Source organism: Mesorhizobium amorphae CCNWGS0123 (genome assembly GCF_001686985.1).
GTDB classification, from domain to species: domain Bacteria; phylum Pseudomonadota; class Alphaproteobacteria; order Rhizobiales; family Rhizobiaceae; genus Mesorhizobium; species Mesorhizobium amorphae.
Window position 1 is genome coordinate 4,057,205 of record NZ_CP015318.1, and the last position, 18,467, is coordinate 4,075,671.

Consider the following 18,467-nt stretch of genomic DNA (forward strand, 5'->3'; position numbering starts at 1 on the left):
CCGAGCCGAAGCAAACCTAGGCCATGGGGTTAGCCGGTATCGCAATGACGTGGACAGCCGGGGGGCTTGAACGCGCATGATCAAGATCAAGTATTTCGCCGCCATTCTCGCCGCCCAGCAAAGCCAGCGTCCGGTGTCGGAAATGCCGCCCTTCGATCTCGGGCGGCTCCGTTCCAAGGGCGGCCTGGCATCTCGCATCGCCGGCTATCTGTTCAGCGATCCGCGCTGGGTGCTGGGGCTGCTGCGCCGCTTCTGGCCAAACCTTGCTATCGGCAATTTCCTGCTGGTGACCAGGAATGCCGACGTTCGCGACATCCTTGAGCGCGGCGACGAATTCGAGACGCCCTATGGCCCGGAGATGGCCGAGCTGGCGCGGGGGTCGAACTTCATTCTCGGCATGCAGGACGGCGCCGCCTACCGGCAGATGAAATCGTCTGTGCTCAGCGCCTTCCCGCCGGCGGAGGTCGAGGCCATGGTCCGGCCGATCGCCGCGCGTCATTCCAAGGACATCATGGCCCGGGCCAACCCCGGCTTTGACGCCATCTCCGGGCTGATGAAGATCGTTCCGGTGCGCATCTGCCGCGACTATTTCGGTCTCGAGATCGACGACGAATCCGAATTCGCCGACTGGGCGATCGCATTGAGCGCGCTGTTCTTTTCCGATCCGACGGCAAGCCCCACCACGCGCCAGCTTGCCGTGGTCGCGGGCGACCGGCTGATCAAGGTCATCGACCGCTCCATCGACGCGATCAGGCAGAGGGGAGGAAAGGACGAGCGGCCGCTGCCGAGGCTCGTCGCCCTTCTCGACCAGGGCCGCCTGTCGAAGCCCGACCTCCAATCGATCATGCTCGGCATGATCGCCGGCTTTGTCCCGACCAACGTGCTGGCCGGCAGCAACTGCCTCGATGTCATCCTGTCCCGGCCGGACGCGCGGCGGGCGGTCGATGCGGCGCTGGCCGACGACGATACCGGCAAGCTTGACCGGGCGATCATGGAAGCCATGCGCTTCAAGCCGATCTGGGTCGGTCCCTGGCGCTATACCTCGCGTGACGCGACCATCGCCAGGGGCACGCCGCGCGAGCGCCTGGTGAAGGCGGGAACGGTGGTAATGCCGGCCACGCTGTCGGCGATGTTCGATCCAGAAGCGGTGCAAAACCCGAACGAGTTCGACACCTCGCGTCCGCTTCGCGATTACATGGTGTTCGGCCACGGCATCCATTTGTGCATCGGCGCCGAGATCGCCAGGATTCAGATCGGCGAAAGCATTCGCGCACTGTTCCAGAAGGACAGGCTGCGCCGGGCGCCCGGCAGGGCCGGGCGGATGACGAACCTCGGCGCTTATCCGGAAAGCCTCAAGGTCGATTTCGACCGGCCGGCGCTGTGCCGCACGGTCGATCATTCGATGGTGACGGTGGTCTGCCCGATCACACGCGGCGCATCGCTGGATGCCATTCGCAAAAGGGTCGCGACATTAGGCAATCCGGCCACGCAGGCAGTCGGCGAGGAACTCGACATCGCCGGCACCATTCATTTCACCAGCCTGGCCGTTGCCGGCACCGGCGAGACAGATGAGGCGTCAGGCCTTGAGAAAGGCGCCCTCGTTCTCGAAATCTCCGGCGACGGCGCCGCCGATGAGGTGATCGATGCCCTGGCGCAGGCCATTGGCCACCAGTTGCGGCCGATTTTCAAGGATTTCTGCGGCCTGCCCGAAGGCAGCGCGCTGAACGACTTCCTGCGCAAGCGCAACGTCGCGATATCGCCATCATTCGGCAGCACCGCCGGTCTGGTGTTTTCGGGCACGCCCGGACATTCGGTCCGACGGATCCTGGCCGAAGCCGACCTCGCCGACGCGGTACGCAACATCGTCGAACGTCCGCGTACCGGCAATGGCGACGCCGCCGCGGTGCTTGCCGAGGCGCGTCAGCATGTCCGGTCGCTCGGAAGGTTCAGCTGGGCGTTCGAGCCCGCCGAAAGCCTGCTGGAGAGGCCTCCGGGTCATTGGGGCCGTGCCCTCATGACGACCCTGCTGGTGCCACCGGTTTTTGCGACAGTGGCGGTCATCTGGGCTGCGTGCTGGTACATGACTTACAGTGTGGTGTTCGGCAGATCCATTGACATCAGTTCCCACGAGATCTCCTCAACCGCCATAGCCATAGCACTCACTTCGCTTCTGTTGTCGGCGCTTGGACTGTTGGCAGCGGTGGCGCTGCTGTTGTTCTTGTGCTTGCTTGCGTTGCGGCGCATCGAGGACAAGGATCGGCCGGAAAATACATCGATCGGAATATCTGCCTTGAACGAGATACTCGCCAAGGAGGACCACGCGGCGCAGAACCATCTGACCGCGATCTCGACGATGAAGGCTGGTATCTTGCGGAGGCTGGCGCTCAGGTTTTCCTTCTACCTGATCTCGATAGCTGCGCAGAAGGTGTTCAAGCCAGGCTTTCTCAACACCATCAACACCATCCATTTCGCCCGCTGGGTGCTGCTGCCGGGCTCCAACAGGCTGATGTTCTTCTCCAACTATGGCGGCAGCTGGGAAAGCTATCTCGAAGACTTCATTGCCAAGGCATCCGCCGGGCTGACCGGCGTGTGGAGCAACACCAACGGCTATCCTCGCACACGCTGGCTATTCCTCGACGGCGCGCGCGACGGCGATCGCTTCAAGCGCTGGGCGCGGCGCCAGCAGGTGCCGACCCTGTTCTGGTACTCCGCCTATCCCGATCTCAACACCACGCGTATCCGGATCAATTCCCGGATCAGGCGCGGCATTGGTTCCGCCGTCGGCAACGAGGCGCGCGACTGGCTGAGCCTGTTCGGTTCGCTGCCGCGTCCGGTGACCGAAAGAACCACCGTTCAAAAGACCACCTCGCTTCTGACCAACATCAGCTCAGCCTTTCCGGCGCCTCTCGAGCAGCAACTGGAAACCGGCGAGATCCAGTCCATCTTCTTCGGCCCGTTCGGCCCGCTTGGCTATGCGCATATGATTGCGATCCGCGTGCCGGACAAATTGCCGACGTCCAAACGCCGGGCCTGGCTCGATTTCGTCATCGAACAGACGAGTTTCGGCGAAGGCAGGCCCGCCGGGCGAGCCATGACGGTGGCCTTTGGTCCCGGCGGTCTGCGGCAGCTTGGGCTCGACGCCGGCGTCGACGACGATCCGCTGGACACATTCCCGATTGCCTTTCGCCATGGCATGGGCAATCCCGAGCGTGGGCGCATCCTGGACGACCGAGGCCGCGAAGCACCCGACGAATGGGAGTGGGGATCGTTGAAGAAGCCTGTGGACGTGGTCATCGTCTGCTATGCGGAAAAACCGGAAAAGTTGGTGACCGAGATCGCCGTCGTGAAACGAAAGACGACCGGCGCGGGGATGAAGGTCGTCGCTGAACTGCCGCTCGCCGTAAAGCGAGACCCGACCAACACGAACACGAAATCGTCGAATACGGCAAAACCTGACGGCAAGTCGGAACGCGGGCCCGCTTATGAGCATTTCGGCTTCGCCGATGGGATTTCGCAGCCGATCGTGCGGGGAACGACGCGCGCCAGCAGGGGCGCCGCGACCATGCATCTGGTCGCGCCCGGCGAGTTCCTGTTCGGCTACCGCGACGAGCACGGCTTCTATCCGGCCTCGCCCTCGGTAAGCGCCGCGCGCGATCGGAGCGGAATCCTGTCGCAGGTGCGTCGTAGTCGGCAGATTCCGGACCTGCCTCCGCCCCCGCGGGATTTCGGCCGCAACGGCTCGTTCCTGGTCGTTCGCCAATTCGAGCAGCATGTCGACATTTTCAACGACTATTGCAAAAGGGCGGCGGCGCGGGTTGCGAACGAAACCGGCAATCAGTCCGCGACGTCGGAGTGGGTTGCCGCCAAGATGCTCGGCCGCTGGCAGAACGGCAGTTCGCTGGTGCGCAATCCCGATCATCCGGGACGCGTCGTCGACAACAATTTCGCCATCGGCGCCGAGGATCCGCAAGGGCATCGCTGCCCGCTCGGTGCCCACATACGCCGTTCCAACCCGCGCGACTCGCTTGGTGAGGACCGCGAGACGGAGATCAATATCGGCAAGCGCCACCGCATCCTGCGCGTCGGGCGCACCTATGAGAAGCAGGACGGTGAGAGTGGAAAGGCCGAAAAGGGGCTGCTCTTCATGTGCCTGAACGCCGACATCGAGCGCCAGTACGAATTCATCCAGCAGACCTGGGTATCGTCGACTTCCTTTCAGGGCCTGGTTGGCGAAAAGGATCCGACGATTGGTGCGCGCGACCAGGGCGGGCACTTCACGATTCCATCCTGGGAGAAGGTCACGATCCTCCAGGAAATCCCGCAATTCGTCACCACGAAGGGCGGCGGCTACTTCTTCATGCCGAGCCGTTCGTCGCTGCGCTACCTGAAATCGCGGCTTTGATTCGGCCCGGAATCGCTCAGTCGTCGTCCTGCGATTGGGCGATATGGTTGAGCGCCTTGCTGTCGGTTATGCGCAAGCCGCCGCGCTTGATGGCGATGATCTGCCGGTTGCGCCAGTCGTTGAGCGTCTTGTTGACGGACTCGCGCGTTGCGCCGAGGAACTCGCCGAGCTCCGATTGCGAGATCGGAATCCAGCCTGCTCCGTCGGCCATGACGCCGGCGAGAAACACCAGGCGCTTGGCCAGCCTGGCCTCGATGCCGAAGAAGGCCTGGTCCCCGAGCTCGCCGCTGACCCAGCGCAGCCGCGCGCACAACAGCTCGATCATCGCGCGCGCCAGAGACGGGTTTTTCTCAATTCGATCAAAGAGTTGCGTCCGGCTGAGCGAGACCAGCTCGCAAGCCGTGAGACAGATGGCGGTTGCCGTGCGCGGGCGTCCGTCAAGCGCGCCGATCTCTCCGACCAGGCTGCGCTGGAGCTCGATGTTGGCCACCAGCTTCTGGCCGCCGGGCGAGTAGATCGAAATCTCCACCGTGCCGCTCATCACGCCGTAGATGCGGTCGGCGGCATCTTCCTGGACGAACAGGTGCTGGCCGGCTGCGTAGCGTTCCAGCTTGCAGCCGCTGAACAGCAGGTCGAACTGGAGCGGGTCGATCCGTGCGAGGCGCGGCAGATCGTTCCTGTCGTTCGCGCTGGCGAAAGCCATATCGATTTTCCAATTACCCCAACTGCTAAAGTTTACGGCAAGAGAGCCCATCATCAAAGCCCGGCGTTCATGTAAGGCCGCGGCCGAAACACGGAAGGCCGTCTGCACGCGCGGCGGGAGGTGGCCGGGAGCGCGCAGACGGCAGCCGTGCAAATGACTAGGTGCTCAAAAAACCCGCCTTGGAGCGGCTGCCTTTTTTCGAAGTGTGGGAAACCCGGTTCGAAGCAGCCGGCCGAAGTGCAACCCCTGGGCACATTCGTGCGGAAGCTGCCGGGCATCTGTGAAGTCCGTCACAGAGATGCCAGTCGAATGGCGCGATTGTCCGGCAACCGGCAGTATTTCAACGACAAGCAATCACGCGCGGCAAAACACTTCTTCATGAAACATAAGCCGGCGTAACTTCAGTTATTTGGCGGTTTTTCAACCTACCCTTGCCAGGACCTGACAGTCGAGACTACGATTTCTACTTCAACCGATTGGGAAAGCGGAGCATGCCATGGCGACGGCAGCGGGACTCCTGATCAAGGTGCGCGGCGACGGTGCCGGTTTTGCCGCGGGCAGCCGCTCATTGCGCCTCGGGGCGGTCGACGTCGAGCCAATCCTGCGCGTGCCGCCGGGCGCTTCGGGCGGCAATCTCGGCGCCGCTGCCGATCCAGGCGCGACCTGGCTCAGGCTGAGCGCCAAGGCCAGTTCGGGGAATCCCTGGAACGATGCCCATGCCCTTGTCGGCCAAGGCCAGGCATTCGCGGCGGCAGGCGGCCCTGAAGTCCTGGCCGTGGAGCCCGACATCGTCCAGCACTGGGACTACAGGGACGCCAATGGCAACCGTGGCATGGCGGCGAGCGCCAGTCCGGTCTGCACCTTCGATGACCAGGATCCGGCAGGCGGGCAGGCCACGATGCCGGGCGTCGTCGCCTGGAATGCCGGCGCGGCCTTCAGCCAGTTCGCCACCGCCCGCGCCAAGGTCGGCGCCAAGCAGGCCAAGATCACCATCGCCCATCTCGATACCGGCTTCGATCCGGGGCATCGCACCTTGCCCGCCGGATTGCTCACCGCGCAGCAGCGCAATTTCGTCAATGACGGCGCCGGCCCGAACGACGCCACCGATCATGCTCCGTCAGGCGGCCTCGCCAGCAATCGCGGCCACGGTACCGGCACGCTCAGCCTGCTCGCCGGCAACAAGCTCGACGGCACCTCGCCGAACTGGCCGGGCTTCAAGGACTTCGTCGGCGCCGCCCCGCTGGCAAACATCATCCCGGTGCGCATCGCCGACTGGGTGGTGCGGCTCACCACCGGCACGATGGTGCAAGGTATCGACTATGCCCGCGCGAAAGGCGCCCAGGTGCTGTCGATGAGCATGGGCGGCCTGACCTCGCAAGCGCTGGTCGACGCGGTCAACCTTGCCTATGACAACGGCGTCGTGATGGTCACCGCCGCCGGCAACAATTTCACGATCACGCCACGAAGCATCGTCTTTCCGGCCCGCTACAACCGCGTTCTGGCGGCCTGCGGCGTGATGGCCGACGGCCGCGCCTATTCCGGCCTGAGCTTCGGCACCATGCAAGGCAATTACGGGCCGCAATCGAAGATGAAGACGGCGCTTGGCGCCTATACGCCGAACGTGCCGTGGGCCGAAATCGACTGCGCCAAGATCGTCGACATGGATGGCAGCGGCACATCGGCGGCAACGCCGCAGATCGCCGCCGCGGCGGCACTCTGGCTGGCCGAGCACTGGAACGTTGTCAAGAATTACTCCCAGCCCTGGATGCGCATCGAAGCCGTTCGCTTCGCGCTGTTTTCAGCGGCATCGAAGACCACGGCCAAGATGGGGGCGGCGGAGACGTTGGAAAAGATCGGCCAGGGCGTGATCCGCGCGGATGCCGCGCTTTCCATCATGCCGCCGGCGGAGAACAAGCTTCGCAGATTGCCGCCGGCCGAATATTCCTGGGCCTGGCTGGATTTCATCACCGGTGGCGGCAACTCCGTGGCGGCGATGTCGCCCGCCGACATCATGCATCGACAAATGCTGGCGCTGGAACTGACCCAGATGGCGCAGCGCGTCGCGTCGGTCGACCAGGCGATCGCCGATCCGGATGTCGACCCCAGCAAGATCTCGGCCGCCGCGCGCAACCGCTACCTGGAAGCCGCGCTCGACGACGGCGATCCATCCGGGCCGCTGCGGACCTTTCTCGAAGGCGTGCTGGGACGACCAGGCGCCAGCCCCCCTGCGCCGGCGGCGACGAAACCGGCGCCGCAGATCAAGCGCAAGCCGCGCCCGCTGCCGCCGCCCAAGCGCCGCCTGCGCATCTATGCGCTCGATCCGTCCATCGCCAAGCAGCTGGATTCCGTGTCCGTCTTTCAGGCGACCCTTTCCGTTCCCTGGGACGACGAGCCGTCGACGGCCAAGGCCTTGCTGCCCGGCCCGGTTGGCGAATATCTCGAGGTCATCGACATCGATCCGGCATCCAACCGCGTCTACGACCCGGTCGACCTCAACGACAAGATCCTGCTCGCCCAGGACGGCCTGCCGCCCTCGGAAGGCAATCCGCAATTCCACCAGCAGATGGTCTACGCCGTCGCCATGACCACGATCGGGCATTTCGAGCGCGCCCTGGGTCGCCGCGCTCTGTGGGCGCCGCACTATACCGGCAAGGTCGGCAGCCGCGGCAGCATGGCCATGAAGGCGCATGAAGTGCCGCGCCTGCGCATCTATCCGCACGCGCTGCGCACTGCGAACGCCTACTACAGCCCCGACAAGAAGGCGTTGCTGTTCGGTTATTTTCCCGCCGAGAGCAAGGACGGCGACGTCACCACGCCGGGCACGACGGTGTTTTCCTGCCTGTCGAACGACATTGTCGCGCATGAGATGTCGCATGCGCTGCTCGACGGTTTGCATCGCCTTTTCGAAGAGGCGTCCAACCCCGACGTGCCGGCCTTCCATGAGGCCTTTGCCGATATCGTGGCGCTGTTCCAGCACTTCACCCTCAAGGAGCTTGTCAGCTTTGCGATAGCCAAGGCGAAGGGCGACGTGTCCGTGGCCACGCTTTTGTCCGGCATCGCCGCGCAGTTCGGCGAGGGCAGCGGCCGCGCCGGGCCACTGCGCGACTATGGCGGCCCCGGCATGGCCGCGCTCGACTATGCCAAGACCTTCGAGCCGCATGACCGGGGCTCGATCCTGGTCTTTGCCGTGTATCAGGCGTTCCTGGCGATCGCCGACCGCCGTACCGACGACCTTGTCCAGTTGGCGACCGGGGGCACCGGCGTGCTGCCGGCCGGCACCTTGCATCCCAGCCTGGTCGAGCGCCTGACCGACGAGACCGCCAAGGTCGCCCAGCAGATGCTGACCATGTGCATTCGCGCGCTCGACTACTGCCCCGCCGTCGACATCACCTTCGGCGAATATCTGCGGGCCCTGATCACGGCCGACATCGATGCCTTCCCCGACGACCCGCTCCATTATCGCCTGGCTTTCATCGAATCCTTTCGCCGATGGAAGCTTCTGCCGCGCGACGTGCGCACCATCTCGGAAGAGACGCTTGCCTGGAGCGAGCCCGACGATCCGTCACCGCCCTGGCTGCAGGGGCTGCTGGACGAGATCGACCTCGGCTGGAACCAGCAACTCGATCGCTCCGAGATCTTCGCCCTCAATGAGAAGAACCGCTATGCGATGTGGCAGGCGATGCACCGAACCTTTGCCGCCCATCCGACCCTTCACAAGGAGTTCGGACTTCTGCCCGACCTGCCGCGCTATCGCGACGACGGCACCCTTTTGGCCAAGGCAAAAAAGGGCGAGACCACCTTCAGCATTCTCAGCGTGCGTCCGACCCGACGCGTCGAACCCAACGGCTCGTTCCGCACCGAGGTGATCGCCGTCATCCAGCAGCGCATTCCGATCGATTTCGAAGGCAAGCCCGTGCCGAACGGCGTGAAGGCGGGCGATGGCTTCATCTGGTTTCGCGGCGGAGCGACGCTCATCATCGACCCGCGTAAAGGCAAGGAAAGCATCCGCTATTCGATCATCAAGAACACCGGCAGCCTCGATCGGCGCAAGCGCCAGGCCGACACCGCGACCGCGAACTATATGTCGCCGCTGCGAGCGCTGTATTTCGGCAACGAGGTTTCCGAGCCCTTCGCCCTCCTGCATGCCAGCGATGGAGATGACGATCATGTCTAGGAAGCCGGCAACAAGAGCCAGGCGGCAAGAAGCGGCGAATGCGGCAGTGGCGATAAAGCCCGCCGTGACGGTCCGGCACTATTGCCAGGGCATCGGCGACTGCCACCTGCTGAGCTTCCCAACGCCCGACGGCTCACTGTTCCGCATGCTGATCGACTGCGGCGTTCATGTGTCGATCAAGGGTGGCCCGGCGCTCGTGGCGGACATCGTCGCCGACATCGAGAAGGCGACGGATGGCGGCAAGATCGACGTCCTCGTCGTCACCCATGAGCATTGGGACCATGTTTCGGGCTTCCTGACTTCGAAGGACCTGTTCGCGGGCTTTGATGTCAAAGAGGTATGGATGGCATGGACGGAAAACCCGGCCGACCAGCAGGCCGTCGAGCTCGACAAGTTCAAGGCCGCGGCCCTGACGGCGCTGCAAGGTGTGAGCAAGAGGCTCGATGCCGCCCAGGAGCCGACCGCTCATCTGGCAGGCATTCGTGACGGGCTGCAGTCGGTGCTCGGCTTCCAGTTCGGCGCCGCCGGCGAAAGAGTGCGCTCGGCGCGAGACGCAGCCGCCGGCCTTTCGAAGACCAGGCCGACCTATCTCGAACCAGGCAAGCCGCCGCTCTCGATCGAGCAACTGCCCAATCTACGCATCTACGTGCTTGGTCCGCCTCGCGACAAGGCGGCACTTCGGCTTGAGGAAAAGGCGGGCGAAATGTTTCCGCTTGCCGGCGGCGGTCCGTTCGCGCGGGCGCTTGCCGCGGGGCTGAAGATGAACGACGGAACCGGCGACGCAGACTATATCGATGAGCTCAGCCCGTTCGAGCGCCACGTCGGCACGGAACTGTCGGCGGCGCTGAACGGCGACAAGGGCAGTGATCCCAGGATCGATATCGGCGCCTTTGTCCGCGAGCACTATGCGGGGCCGGTCTCCCATCCGGCGCCAACGGAGGACCACGACCAGTCGTGGCGCCGCATCGACGCCGACTGGATGGGGATCGCCGCCGACCTTGCCCTGCAGCTCGATCGCGGCGTCAACAACACCAGCCTGGTCCTGGCGTTCGAGTTCACCGACAGCAACAACGTGTTCCTGTTCCCGGGCGACGCCCAGATCGGCAACTGGCTGAGCTGGAAGGATTTGAAATGGCAACTGGAGCAGGCGACGGTGACGACGGCCGACCTTATGGCGCGCACGGTCTATCTGAAGGTCGCCCATCACGGCAGCCAGAATGCCATGCCGCAGAAACAGGGCATCGACCTTTTGACCAACGCCGATCTTTCGGCCTTCATCCCGACCAACCAGGATGACGCCAAGAAAGTCCGCTGGCACGAAATGCCCTACGACGCCATCCTGACCGCGCTAGCCGCCAAGACCAACGGCCGCGTCATCCGCGCCGACGACAAGTGGCTGGCCGACAAGAACGGCAAGCCGGCCTTCGTCACGCCGTCCGGATCGATCCGTGCAGTGCGACACGCGCCACGCGATAAGGCTCGCGGGGAGGGTGGGCTGTGGGTGGAGGTTGATTTGGCGTGAGATGCGTCAAGCGAAGCGATCATCTCATCTCTTGAGCGATTTTACGCGAACATACATGCCAACATTATGACGCGAGAATGTTTGACGCGAATTGACTTGCTTACTTGATTGTTAATCTGAGTTACGTCAGTCTAAAATACAGTTTTTTACTTTGGTAGTACCTTTTTTGGGAGGGGCGACCATGCCGATGAGCAGAGAGCAGCGTATCCGTCAATATCTCGACCTTGTCACAGGCGGCGAGGGGACTGAATCGGTCCTCGCCAACATGGAGACAATGGCCGGGGGCGGCCTGGAATCGCTTGCGCCATCGGATGGCGGCGCGTCGGAAGCGGCGTTTGAATCGGCGCGCGCCGGCATGGAGAATCTCGCCCGAGGGGCTGAAGTCGCGCCCGAGCAACTTTCCGATCTGGAAGCCATTATCATCCCGGAGCTGCGGCCGGTCTATGACATCAAGGACGGCAGCTTCACCACGACAAGCTTCGACGGTCGAGCCACACCTGGCCATTCGCTGTGGACCAAGCTGACCAGCGAGGCTGCATTGAAGCAGCGGATCGTGTCCGCACTGCCGGCGATCGGGCGCATCGAACTGTTGTGGAACACCAACATCCCTTATGGCGGCACCGGCTTCGTCGTCGGGCGCAACCTGCTGATGACCAACCGTCATGTCGCGCAAATCTTTGCCGAGGGGCTCGGTGACCGCAATGTGCAGTTCATCAACGGCCGCGCCGCCGGCATCGACTTCAAGCGCGACTCGGCGGCAGGACAAATCTTCAAGATCCTCGATGTCCGGATGATCCATCCCTATTGGGACATGGCGGTCCTCGAAGTCGAAGGCCTGCCCGACACCGTTACGCCGCTGTCGCTCGCCGTCGCCGACGCGCGCGATCTGCTGCGCCAGGAGATTGTCGCCATCGGTTATCCGGCGTTCGACAACCGCAACCCGGACGATGTCCAAAGCGACATCATGCGCAACCGCTTCCAGGTCAAGCGCCTGCAGCCAGGCATGCTGCAGGGCGCCTTCGACACCGACAGTTTCGGCAAGATCGTCAACGCGGCGACACATGACTGCTCGACGCTGGGCGGCAACTCCGGCTCGGCTCTGATCAATCTCGCCACGGGCGAAGTTGTTGGACTGCATTTCGCCGGCCGCTATCTCGAGCGCAACTACGCCGTGCCCACCGGGGCGCTTGCCAAGGACCAGCGCGTCGTCGACCTCGGCCTCAATTTTGCCGGCACCGCCAGCGGCGGCCCCAACGATTGGGGCGCCTGGTGGAACAAGGCCGACAGCGCGACGCCAGCCGAAGAGGTAAACCTGGTCGATGCCGGCGGGGTAAAGCAGATTCCGGGCGTCGTTACCCAGGCGCCGCCATCCGGGGGCGGGGGCGTCGTCGTTTCGCCCGGCGGCAGCGTCACTTTCGAAGTGCCGTTGCGCATCACCGTCTCGCTCGGCGGCGCTCCTGCCCACGAAGCGGTCTCCGAGTCGGTCGAACTCGAAGCCGCCAAACCGCCCGCTCCTGGCGGCGCGTTCGTTCCCAAATCGATCGCCGACTACGACGGCTTTGACGGCTATGACGAGAAGTTCCTCTCGAGCGGCACCAAGCTCGCGCCGGTCGTCGTGCCGATGCCAGACGCTGCTGACCAGTCCGTGCTGGCGCCGCTCAAGGCCGGCGGCACGCAGCTCGACTACCAGAATTTTTCGCTCAAGATGCACGCCAAGCGGCGGCTGGCCCTGTTTACCGCCTCCAACATTACCGAGGAGAGCCAGCTGCGCGAACCGGAAAAGGGCCGCAACTATTCTCGCGCCGGCCTGTTCAACGAGCGCTGGTTCCCGGATCTGCGGCTTGACGACAAATACCAGATCCCCGAGGTCTTCTATACCCAGGATCAGGGCGCCTTCGACAAGGGCCACATCGTCAGACGCGACGACGTGGCGTGGGGCAAGACCTTCGAGCTTCTGCTCAAAGGCAATGTCCACTCCTTCCACGTCACCAACTGCTCGCCACAGGTCGAAGGCTACAACCGCTCCGACAGGGGCGAGAGGAACTGGGGCGATCTCGAGAACCACGTCCTGTCCGAGGCGGCAAGCGAGCGGCTTTGCGTCTTTGCCGGCCCGGTTCTCGCCGATGACGACCGCATATTCGCCGGCAAGGGTCCCAAGGGTACCAGTCTTCGCGCGCCCGTGCCGCGCCGCTTCTGGAAGGTCGTCGTTGCCCGCGTCAGTGACGGGCTCGCCAGCTATGGCTTTGTGCTCGAACAGGATCTCACCGACACGGAGCTCGAATTTACGGTCTCCGAAGAATTCATCGGTGCCATGTACCCGCTGGCCGAAATTTCCGAGATGACCGGCGTCAGCTTCGACCAATCGCTTGTTGACGCCGACCAGTATGACACGGTGCGCGGCACGGAAATCGCAATGCGGGCCGGGTCACGCAAGCGACAGAAGAAGGGGTAGGGGCGTCCAATGACCGAGTGGACGCAACCAGAACTGAACAGCCTCAACCGGATCCTCGCCAATCTCTACCCGATGATCGGCGACGGCATGCGCGTGGCCAAAGGGGTTGGGCTGTCGACGGCGCAGATCGCCTTTGACAACAAGGCGATCAACAACTGGTTTGCGATTGTGCAGCGTGCAAAACAGGAAACCAGGGTCGAGGCTCTCGTGGCCTTTGCGCTTGATGAGAATCCTGGCGATGAGGCCTTGCTGCAGGCAAAGCAGCACGCTCCGCCGCCGCCGGTCGAAGGGCCTGCCACTGCCAATTGGGGCGGCGCGACGTCGAAAGGCCAGCTCGAAAAAATCCTCGGCGACAAGAGCACGCTGGTGCCGATCAGCTATCTTGAACTCGGCCTTGTCCGGGCGAAATCGGTGGTGCGCATCAAGCGTGCCGATGGCAGTTCCGGCACCGGCTTCATGACCGCCGGCGGGGTCCTGATCACCAACAACCACGTGCTGCCCGACGCAGCTTCCGCGGCGACTTCTGTCGCCCAGTTCAACTATCAGCGGACCGTTGCCGGGCTCGACGCGCCGTTGGAGGAGTTCGGCCTCGACACCGACGCATTCTTTCGCACCTCCAAGGACGATGACTGGTCGGCCGTTCGCATCAAGGGCGACGCCTCGAAATGGGGCGAACTGGAACTGAAACCTGTCGCCGTCAAGGTCGGCGACCATGTCAACATCATCCAGCATCCCGGCGGCGCGCAAAAGCAGATTTCATTCGTCGCCAATGTCGTGGCCTTCGTCGGCGCCGGTCGCGTTCAGTATCTCACCGACACGCTGCCCGGCTCGTCGGGCTCGCCCGTCTTCGACACTGACTGGAACCTGATCGCGCTGCACCACAGCGGCGGCTGGCTCACCGAGCCCAACGCGGCTACCAAGAGCACATATTATCGCAACGAAGGCATCGCGATCGACAGCGTCATCCAGGGGCTGGCGACCAAGCCCGCGTAGCAGTGGTGCACGCAGACCGATAGCGCATCCCGGGCTGTATCGAGATGCGCATCGGTTTGAGACAATGACATGCATCGCGTGGTCTTTTCAGACGCGACGCGTTTTTTAAAGCCATGCCCGAAAAACCAGGGAGTTTTCTTCGATCCGCGCCTATTTCGACCTCAGGCTTCAACTGGCTGATCTTTACCCATTGCCTCCCGATTGGCTGCAGGTGACCAAGCAGGCTGGGATCATCGCGGGCGCGATCAACCTCCAGGGAGCCGCACTTACAGTCTGGTTCAACATCCTCGACTATGCGTTGACCAACAAACTGTCGCAGGCGCTCATAGATACGATCGTGGTGCAAAATCCGCAGTGCGAGGCCCTGTGCAAGGCCTATCTGGACGAACTCGCCAAGGGCGAAAAACCGACGCCTGAATTGCCTGGCCTGACGACCGACGATCGGGTCAGCACGGCGCTCGCAGGCTTCAACGCCGTCAACCAGCAACCCAAGGACATTCAGGCGGCGCTCGCCGCCGGCACCGGGCTCGCCACCGTCACCGGCCAGATCGACGTCCTTGCGACCTACAAGAATCTGCACGACGGCCTGCAGAGCTTTCAATATGGCATCGGCAGCTTCCAGACCCTCCTGATCGCCGCTCGCGACATGGGCACGTCCCTGGAGCAGGTCCGCGTCCTGCGCAAATTCCTCAACCAGTTGAGGCTCTTCTGTGCCTCGACCGGCGAGAAGGTCGCAGTCTTGCCCGCGGGACCCGCGCTTCGCGATATCGAGCAGGCGTGGCTCGACGACCTCGGGCAGGCGGCAACGAAACTGCAGGGCGCAATCGTCAACAAATCCCCTGACGCCTACGATGCCCTGTTCGACGTGCGTACCGTGCTGCGCGTCGTGCCCTCGCGGCTCAACCAGCAGATTTTCGTCACCGCAAAGAACCTGCCTTTCGGACTTTTGGCCACCGGCCTCGACACGATAGCCGGCAAACTTCCGACCGACGATCCGGCCGTTCCCCCGATAAAGGCCGCACATGACGCGATCATGGTGCTGTCCTCGACCATCTATGCGCGCGTCGTCGAGCACAAGCTCTGGCAGGACGTCGACAACAAACTGGCCAGCCTCGCCGACATGATCGAGCCGGTGGAAAGCGCGCAAGGGGCCGCGGCGGACAAGTCGCTGCCTTTCCAGTTTTCGCCGCTGTGGCGAAATCTGGAAACGAAGGCTCGTGTTCTTGCCGATCTCGACCCCAATGGAGCGTGGCGGACCACGCTCGCTGCCTACTCCACCGACGTCAACGACCAACTGTCGCGCGAAACCGTCGATACAGCCTTCATCCTTGCCTTCGAAGCCTACCGGGACGAGGCCCAGCAGCGCTTCGTCCAGGTCGACCTGGCGCTGAAAACCGAATGTGCCTCGATCGTTCGCGTCAGCACGCCGTTGCACAAGATCATTGAGGAGCTCGGGCCATGATCGAGGAACCCGCGACAGGCGTCGAAACCGCAGCCTCGGCTGATTCAGATTTTGACTCGTTGAGCGACATCCGGATCGCGCATCTCGAACTGATGCGGATCGCCAGCAGCAACGAAGCCGTCGATCCCACGATGAGGCGCAGCGATCAGGCGAGTTCCGAGACGACGGATGCCAATACCGACAACGCAGTCCCTGATGCGCAAACCATCCGTGGATTCCTCGCCAAAGCGAGGCGTGCCGGCCGCACCATTGCGCGGGAGTCCGACCGTCGCGCGGCGCAGCGCATCCTTGACTATTGGTCGGCCGAGCTGGTCACGCGGCCCGGCATCACCTCCGCCGATATCAGCCCGACACGTCTTGCGGCTTTCGCAGGCGGCCTCGAAACTGCCGACCCGGTCGCCGTCGCGGTCGACTACGAATCCGCATCGCGCGAAATCACCGATCCGGGATCGGTCGCCATCGCCGTTCCCGGATCGGCCGCCGTCACAACCGAAGACGTCGCAACCGAAGACAGTGCGGGATCCGGCGACGGCTTCGCATCCGATGATGAGCTGAGCTCGGACGAACTGACCGAGCGCTTTCGCATCCGCGTTGCCGCGCAGGCCCGGCAATGGAAAAACACCGGCTATCCCGGCTATCTCCTGCGCGGCGACGCATTGAAGGAGGCGTCGGAACTTCCGCAAGGCCCCGACATTGCCGAGTTCGTCGAGGAGAGCATCAAGGCGGAGACGGACAGCCAGAAGCAGCGCGACCGCAGCAAGAACATATTGATCGCGATGTTCGCCACCCTGGCCGGAATCCTCGCCGCGGCGGCCTATTTCGCTGTTACCCAGAGGAATGACGCTTTTGCCGCGCGCGAACAGGCCGTGGCGACGGCGCGTCAGATCGCGGCGCTCAACCAAGACCTTACCGTCGCCGTTGAAAGGGAGAAAAATGCACGCGCGCAGGTCGAGGATGCGCTTAGAGTTGCCCTGAAGAAGGCGGAGGACGCCGCGAATACGCAACGCGCGCAGCAGGCCACCCAAGCCACCTTGCAATCCGCAATCGTGTCTATCGTCAAACAGCTCCGCTCGGGCGGCATGTCCCTGGACGACTTGACGCCGGACCTGCGGCAGTCGGTGCTTGTCGAGCTGGCCGGCCAGGTCAAAAGCGGCGAGGTCGCGCTCGCCCAGTTGCCGGCGCTGTTGCAGACCGCAGTTGAACCGCTGCTCGGCAAACTTACCGACAAACAGCCCAACATTCTTACGGGATACAAGGTCGATTTTATCGAGGCCAGGATCGCCTTGCCCAGGCTAACCGGCGATCTGGCGAGCGACGCCTCGGCGCGACCGCTGGACTACATCAATTACTCGCTGGTCATGGGCCGAAGTCACCGCATGGCCATTTATTCAGCGGTTAACCTCGCCCGATCGCAAAGGATGACCCTGCAGGCCACCGGCGGCAGACTGAGGTATGATGTCCGCCTGCCGCGCGACGCACAGCCGGATCGCAGCTGGTACCTTAGCCCGGACCGGCTCTGGCTGCCGGCGCAATTGGCGAATGCCAGCGACATCGCCTGGGGCCCCGAGTTCGCCGGCGATCCGGCAACGGCGGCGCTCAAACTGGCCCAGTATGCCTATGTCCTGCCCAACACGATGCCGCAGCCGCGCGCTTTCTACGGCAATAAGTGGGCGCCACTCGAAAACTGGGTGCGCACGCAGCACAACCCGCTGGCCAACCGGGTGACCATCTTCAGCGGCCCAACCTTCCGTCCCGCCGACCGGCCGGTCGACGGCGTGCCGGTCCCCTATGCCTATTGGAAGCTCGCAGTATCTTCCGTGCCGGCCGCCGTGAAGGGAGAGGTGAGCGAGCCGGAATTCGTCGTCGATGCGTTCCTCATTCCAGGCGACGCAACGGGCGAGTTCAACCCGGAGCAGTATCGGCTCCCGGTTGCCGAGCTCGAAAAACGCACGGGCCTGAATTTTGGCTATCTCATCGAATGGACGGATTCCGTGAAGCATCCCGGCTCGAATGGAACGGCGGCCGATGAACTGGCGGGGCGCGTCAAGCTGCTTGACGGCGCAAACGATGTGCTGCGCGCTGAACTGATTGCCGTCCTCGGCAATCCTAACCTCCCGGTGCCCGAACGGCGCAAGATCGTCGCGGCGCTTGTCGAGATGGCCGGTCTCCGAAGCATGACCGGGCTCACCCCTGCGGGGCGCCTTAACGTGCTTGAAGCTTTGCTCGGGGTTCCGCCTGAATTGTGGGAGCGCCCGGACTGGCTGCCCTTGTTCGCCGACGCACGCCGAGCGATTGCCGATCTCTTCCTGTCGGTGGCCGACGGCCAAACGATCATCGACGATCAGGATCGCGACGCGCTCATCGCTTTGAAGGACCGGCTGCGTATCCAGCCCAGCACGCAGACGGTCTACGTCCAGTTTGCAGGGATGGCGCGCGAGGACGCCGAGGCGCTCTCCGCCAAAATGCGCGCCTTGGGCTGGGGCATCCCGAAGCCGGGCGAGGAACGGACAAGCGCTGCCGCCGGCATGAACGAGGTTCGCTACAATTCCGATAGCAACACCGACCGCCGCGCCGCGGAACTTCTGGCCGCCGACCTCACTGCCGCCGGTCAGCCGGCGATCGCCCGAGCGGCACGAATCGGTATCAACACTCTGGAGATCTGGGTCAGTGTGTAGCGGCGGCTAAGGTCGCACTGCATCGCTGCTACAGCGATTTGGCGGTCCAGGTTGCACTTGCCCACCCAGCGATTTCGCAAACTT

At 63.6% G+C, this 18,467-nt stretch carries 9 protein-coding genes; 7 read left to right on the top strand and 2 right to left on the bottom strand.

All coding sequences use genetic code 11. From position 1 onward, the window contains the following. Positions 1 to 76 precede the first annotated feature (76 nt). Positions 77 to 4,402, top strand: coding sequence for a cytochrome P450 (locus A6B35_RS19110; protein ID WP_006205233.1), 4,326 nt, complete (start codon positions 77 to 79; stop codon positions 4,400 to 4,402). A 16-nt stretch (positions 4,403 to 4,418) separates the two neighbouring features. Here the strand turns inward: A6B35_RS19110 and A6B35_RS19115 are convergent, their stop codons facing one another. Further along, a complete protein-coding gene (locus tag A6B35_RS19115) occupies positions 4,419 to 5,105 on the bottom strand; it encodes a Crp/Fnr family transcriptional regulator (protein ID WP_006205234.1) in 687 nt (228 codons plus the stop codon). Between the two features lie 496 nt (positions 5,106 to 5,601). Between A6B35_RS19115 and A6B35_RS19120 the strand changes: the two genes are divergently transcribed. The 5 genes from A6B35_RS19120 (at position 5,602) to A6B35_RS19140 (ending at position 15,708) form a co-directional block, all read left to right on the top strand. Then, the gene (locus tag A6B35_RS19120) at positions 5,602 to 9,279 is read left to right on the top strand and encodes a S8 family serine peptidase (protein WP_006205235.1); all 3,678 of its coding nucleotides are present in this window, start codon (positions 5,602 to 5,604) and stop codon (positions 9,277 to 9,279) included. Continuing rightward, the gene (locus A6B35_RS19125) at positions 9,272 to 10,801 is read left to right on the top strand and encodes an MBL fold metallo-hydrolase (protein ID WP_139032251.1); all 1,530 of its coding nucleotides are present in this window, start codon (positions 9,272 to 9,274) and stop codon (positions 10,799 to 10,801) included. Before A6B35_RS19120 ends, A6B35_RS19125 begins: the two co-directional genes overlap by 8 nt. A gap of 181 nt (positions 10,802 to 10,982) precedes the next feature. Then, positions 10,983 to 13,253, top strand: coding sequence for a DNA/RNA non-specific endonuclease (locus A6B35_RS19130; protein ID WP_006205237.1), 2,271 nt, complete (start codon positions 10,983 to 10,985; stop codon positions 13,251 to 13,253). A gap of 9 nt (positions 13,254 to 13,262) precedes the next feature. Then, positions 13,263 to 14,246, top strand: coding sequence for a trypsin-like peptidase domain-containing protein (locus A6B35_RS19135; RefSeq protein WP_006205238.1), 984 nt, complete (start codon positions 13,263 to 13,265; stop codon positions 14,244 to 14,246). A gap of 211 nt (positions 14,247 to 14,457) precedes the next feature. Then, positions 14,458 to 15,708, top strand: coding sequence for a hypothetical protein (locus A6B35_RS19140; RefSeq protein WP_139032252.1), 1,251 nt, complete (start codon positions 14,458 to 14,460; stop codon positions 15,706 to 15,708). A 44-nt stretch (positions 15,709 to 15,752) separates the two neighbouring features. Here A6B35_RS19140 and A6B35_RS36245 read toward each other — a convergent pair whose 3' ends face one another. Then, a complete protein-coding gene (locus A6B35_RS36245; RefSeq protein ID WP_167361601.1) occupies positions 15,753 to 16,610 on the bottom strand; it encodes a hypothetical protein in 858 nt (285 codons plus the stop codon). Here A6B35_RS36245 and A6B35_RS19145 point away from each other — a divergent pair. Next, positions 16,575 to 18,383: a DNA/RNA non-specific endonuclease gene (locus tag A6B35_RS19145; protein ID WP_157999195.1), complete on the top strand. Its 1,809-nt coding sequence runs from the start codon at positions 16,575 to 16,577 to the stop codon at positions 18,381 to 18,383. The genes A6B35_RS36245 and A6B35_RS19145 overlap by 36 nt on opposite strands. Positions 18,384 to 18,467 lie beyond the last annotated feature (84 nt).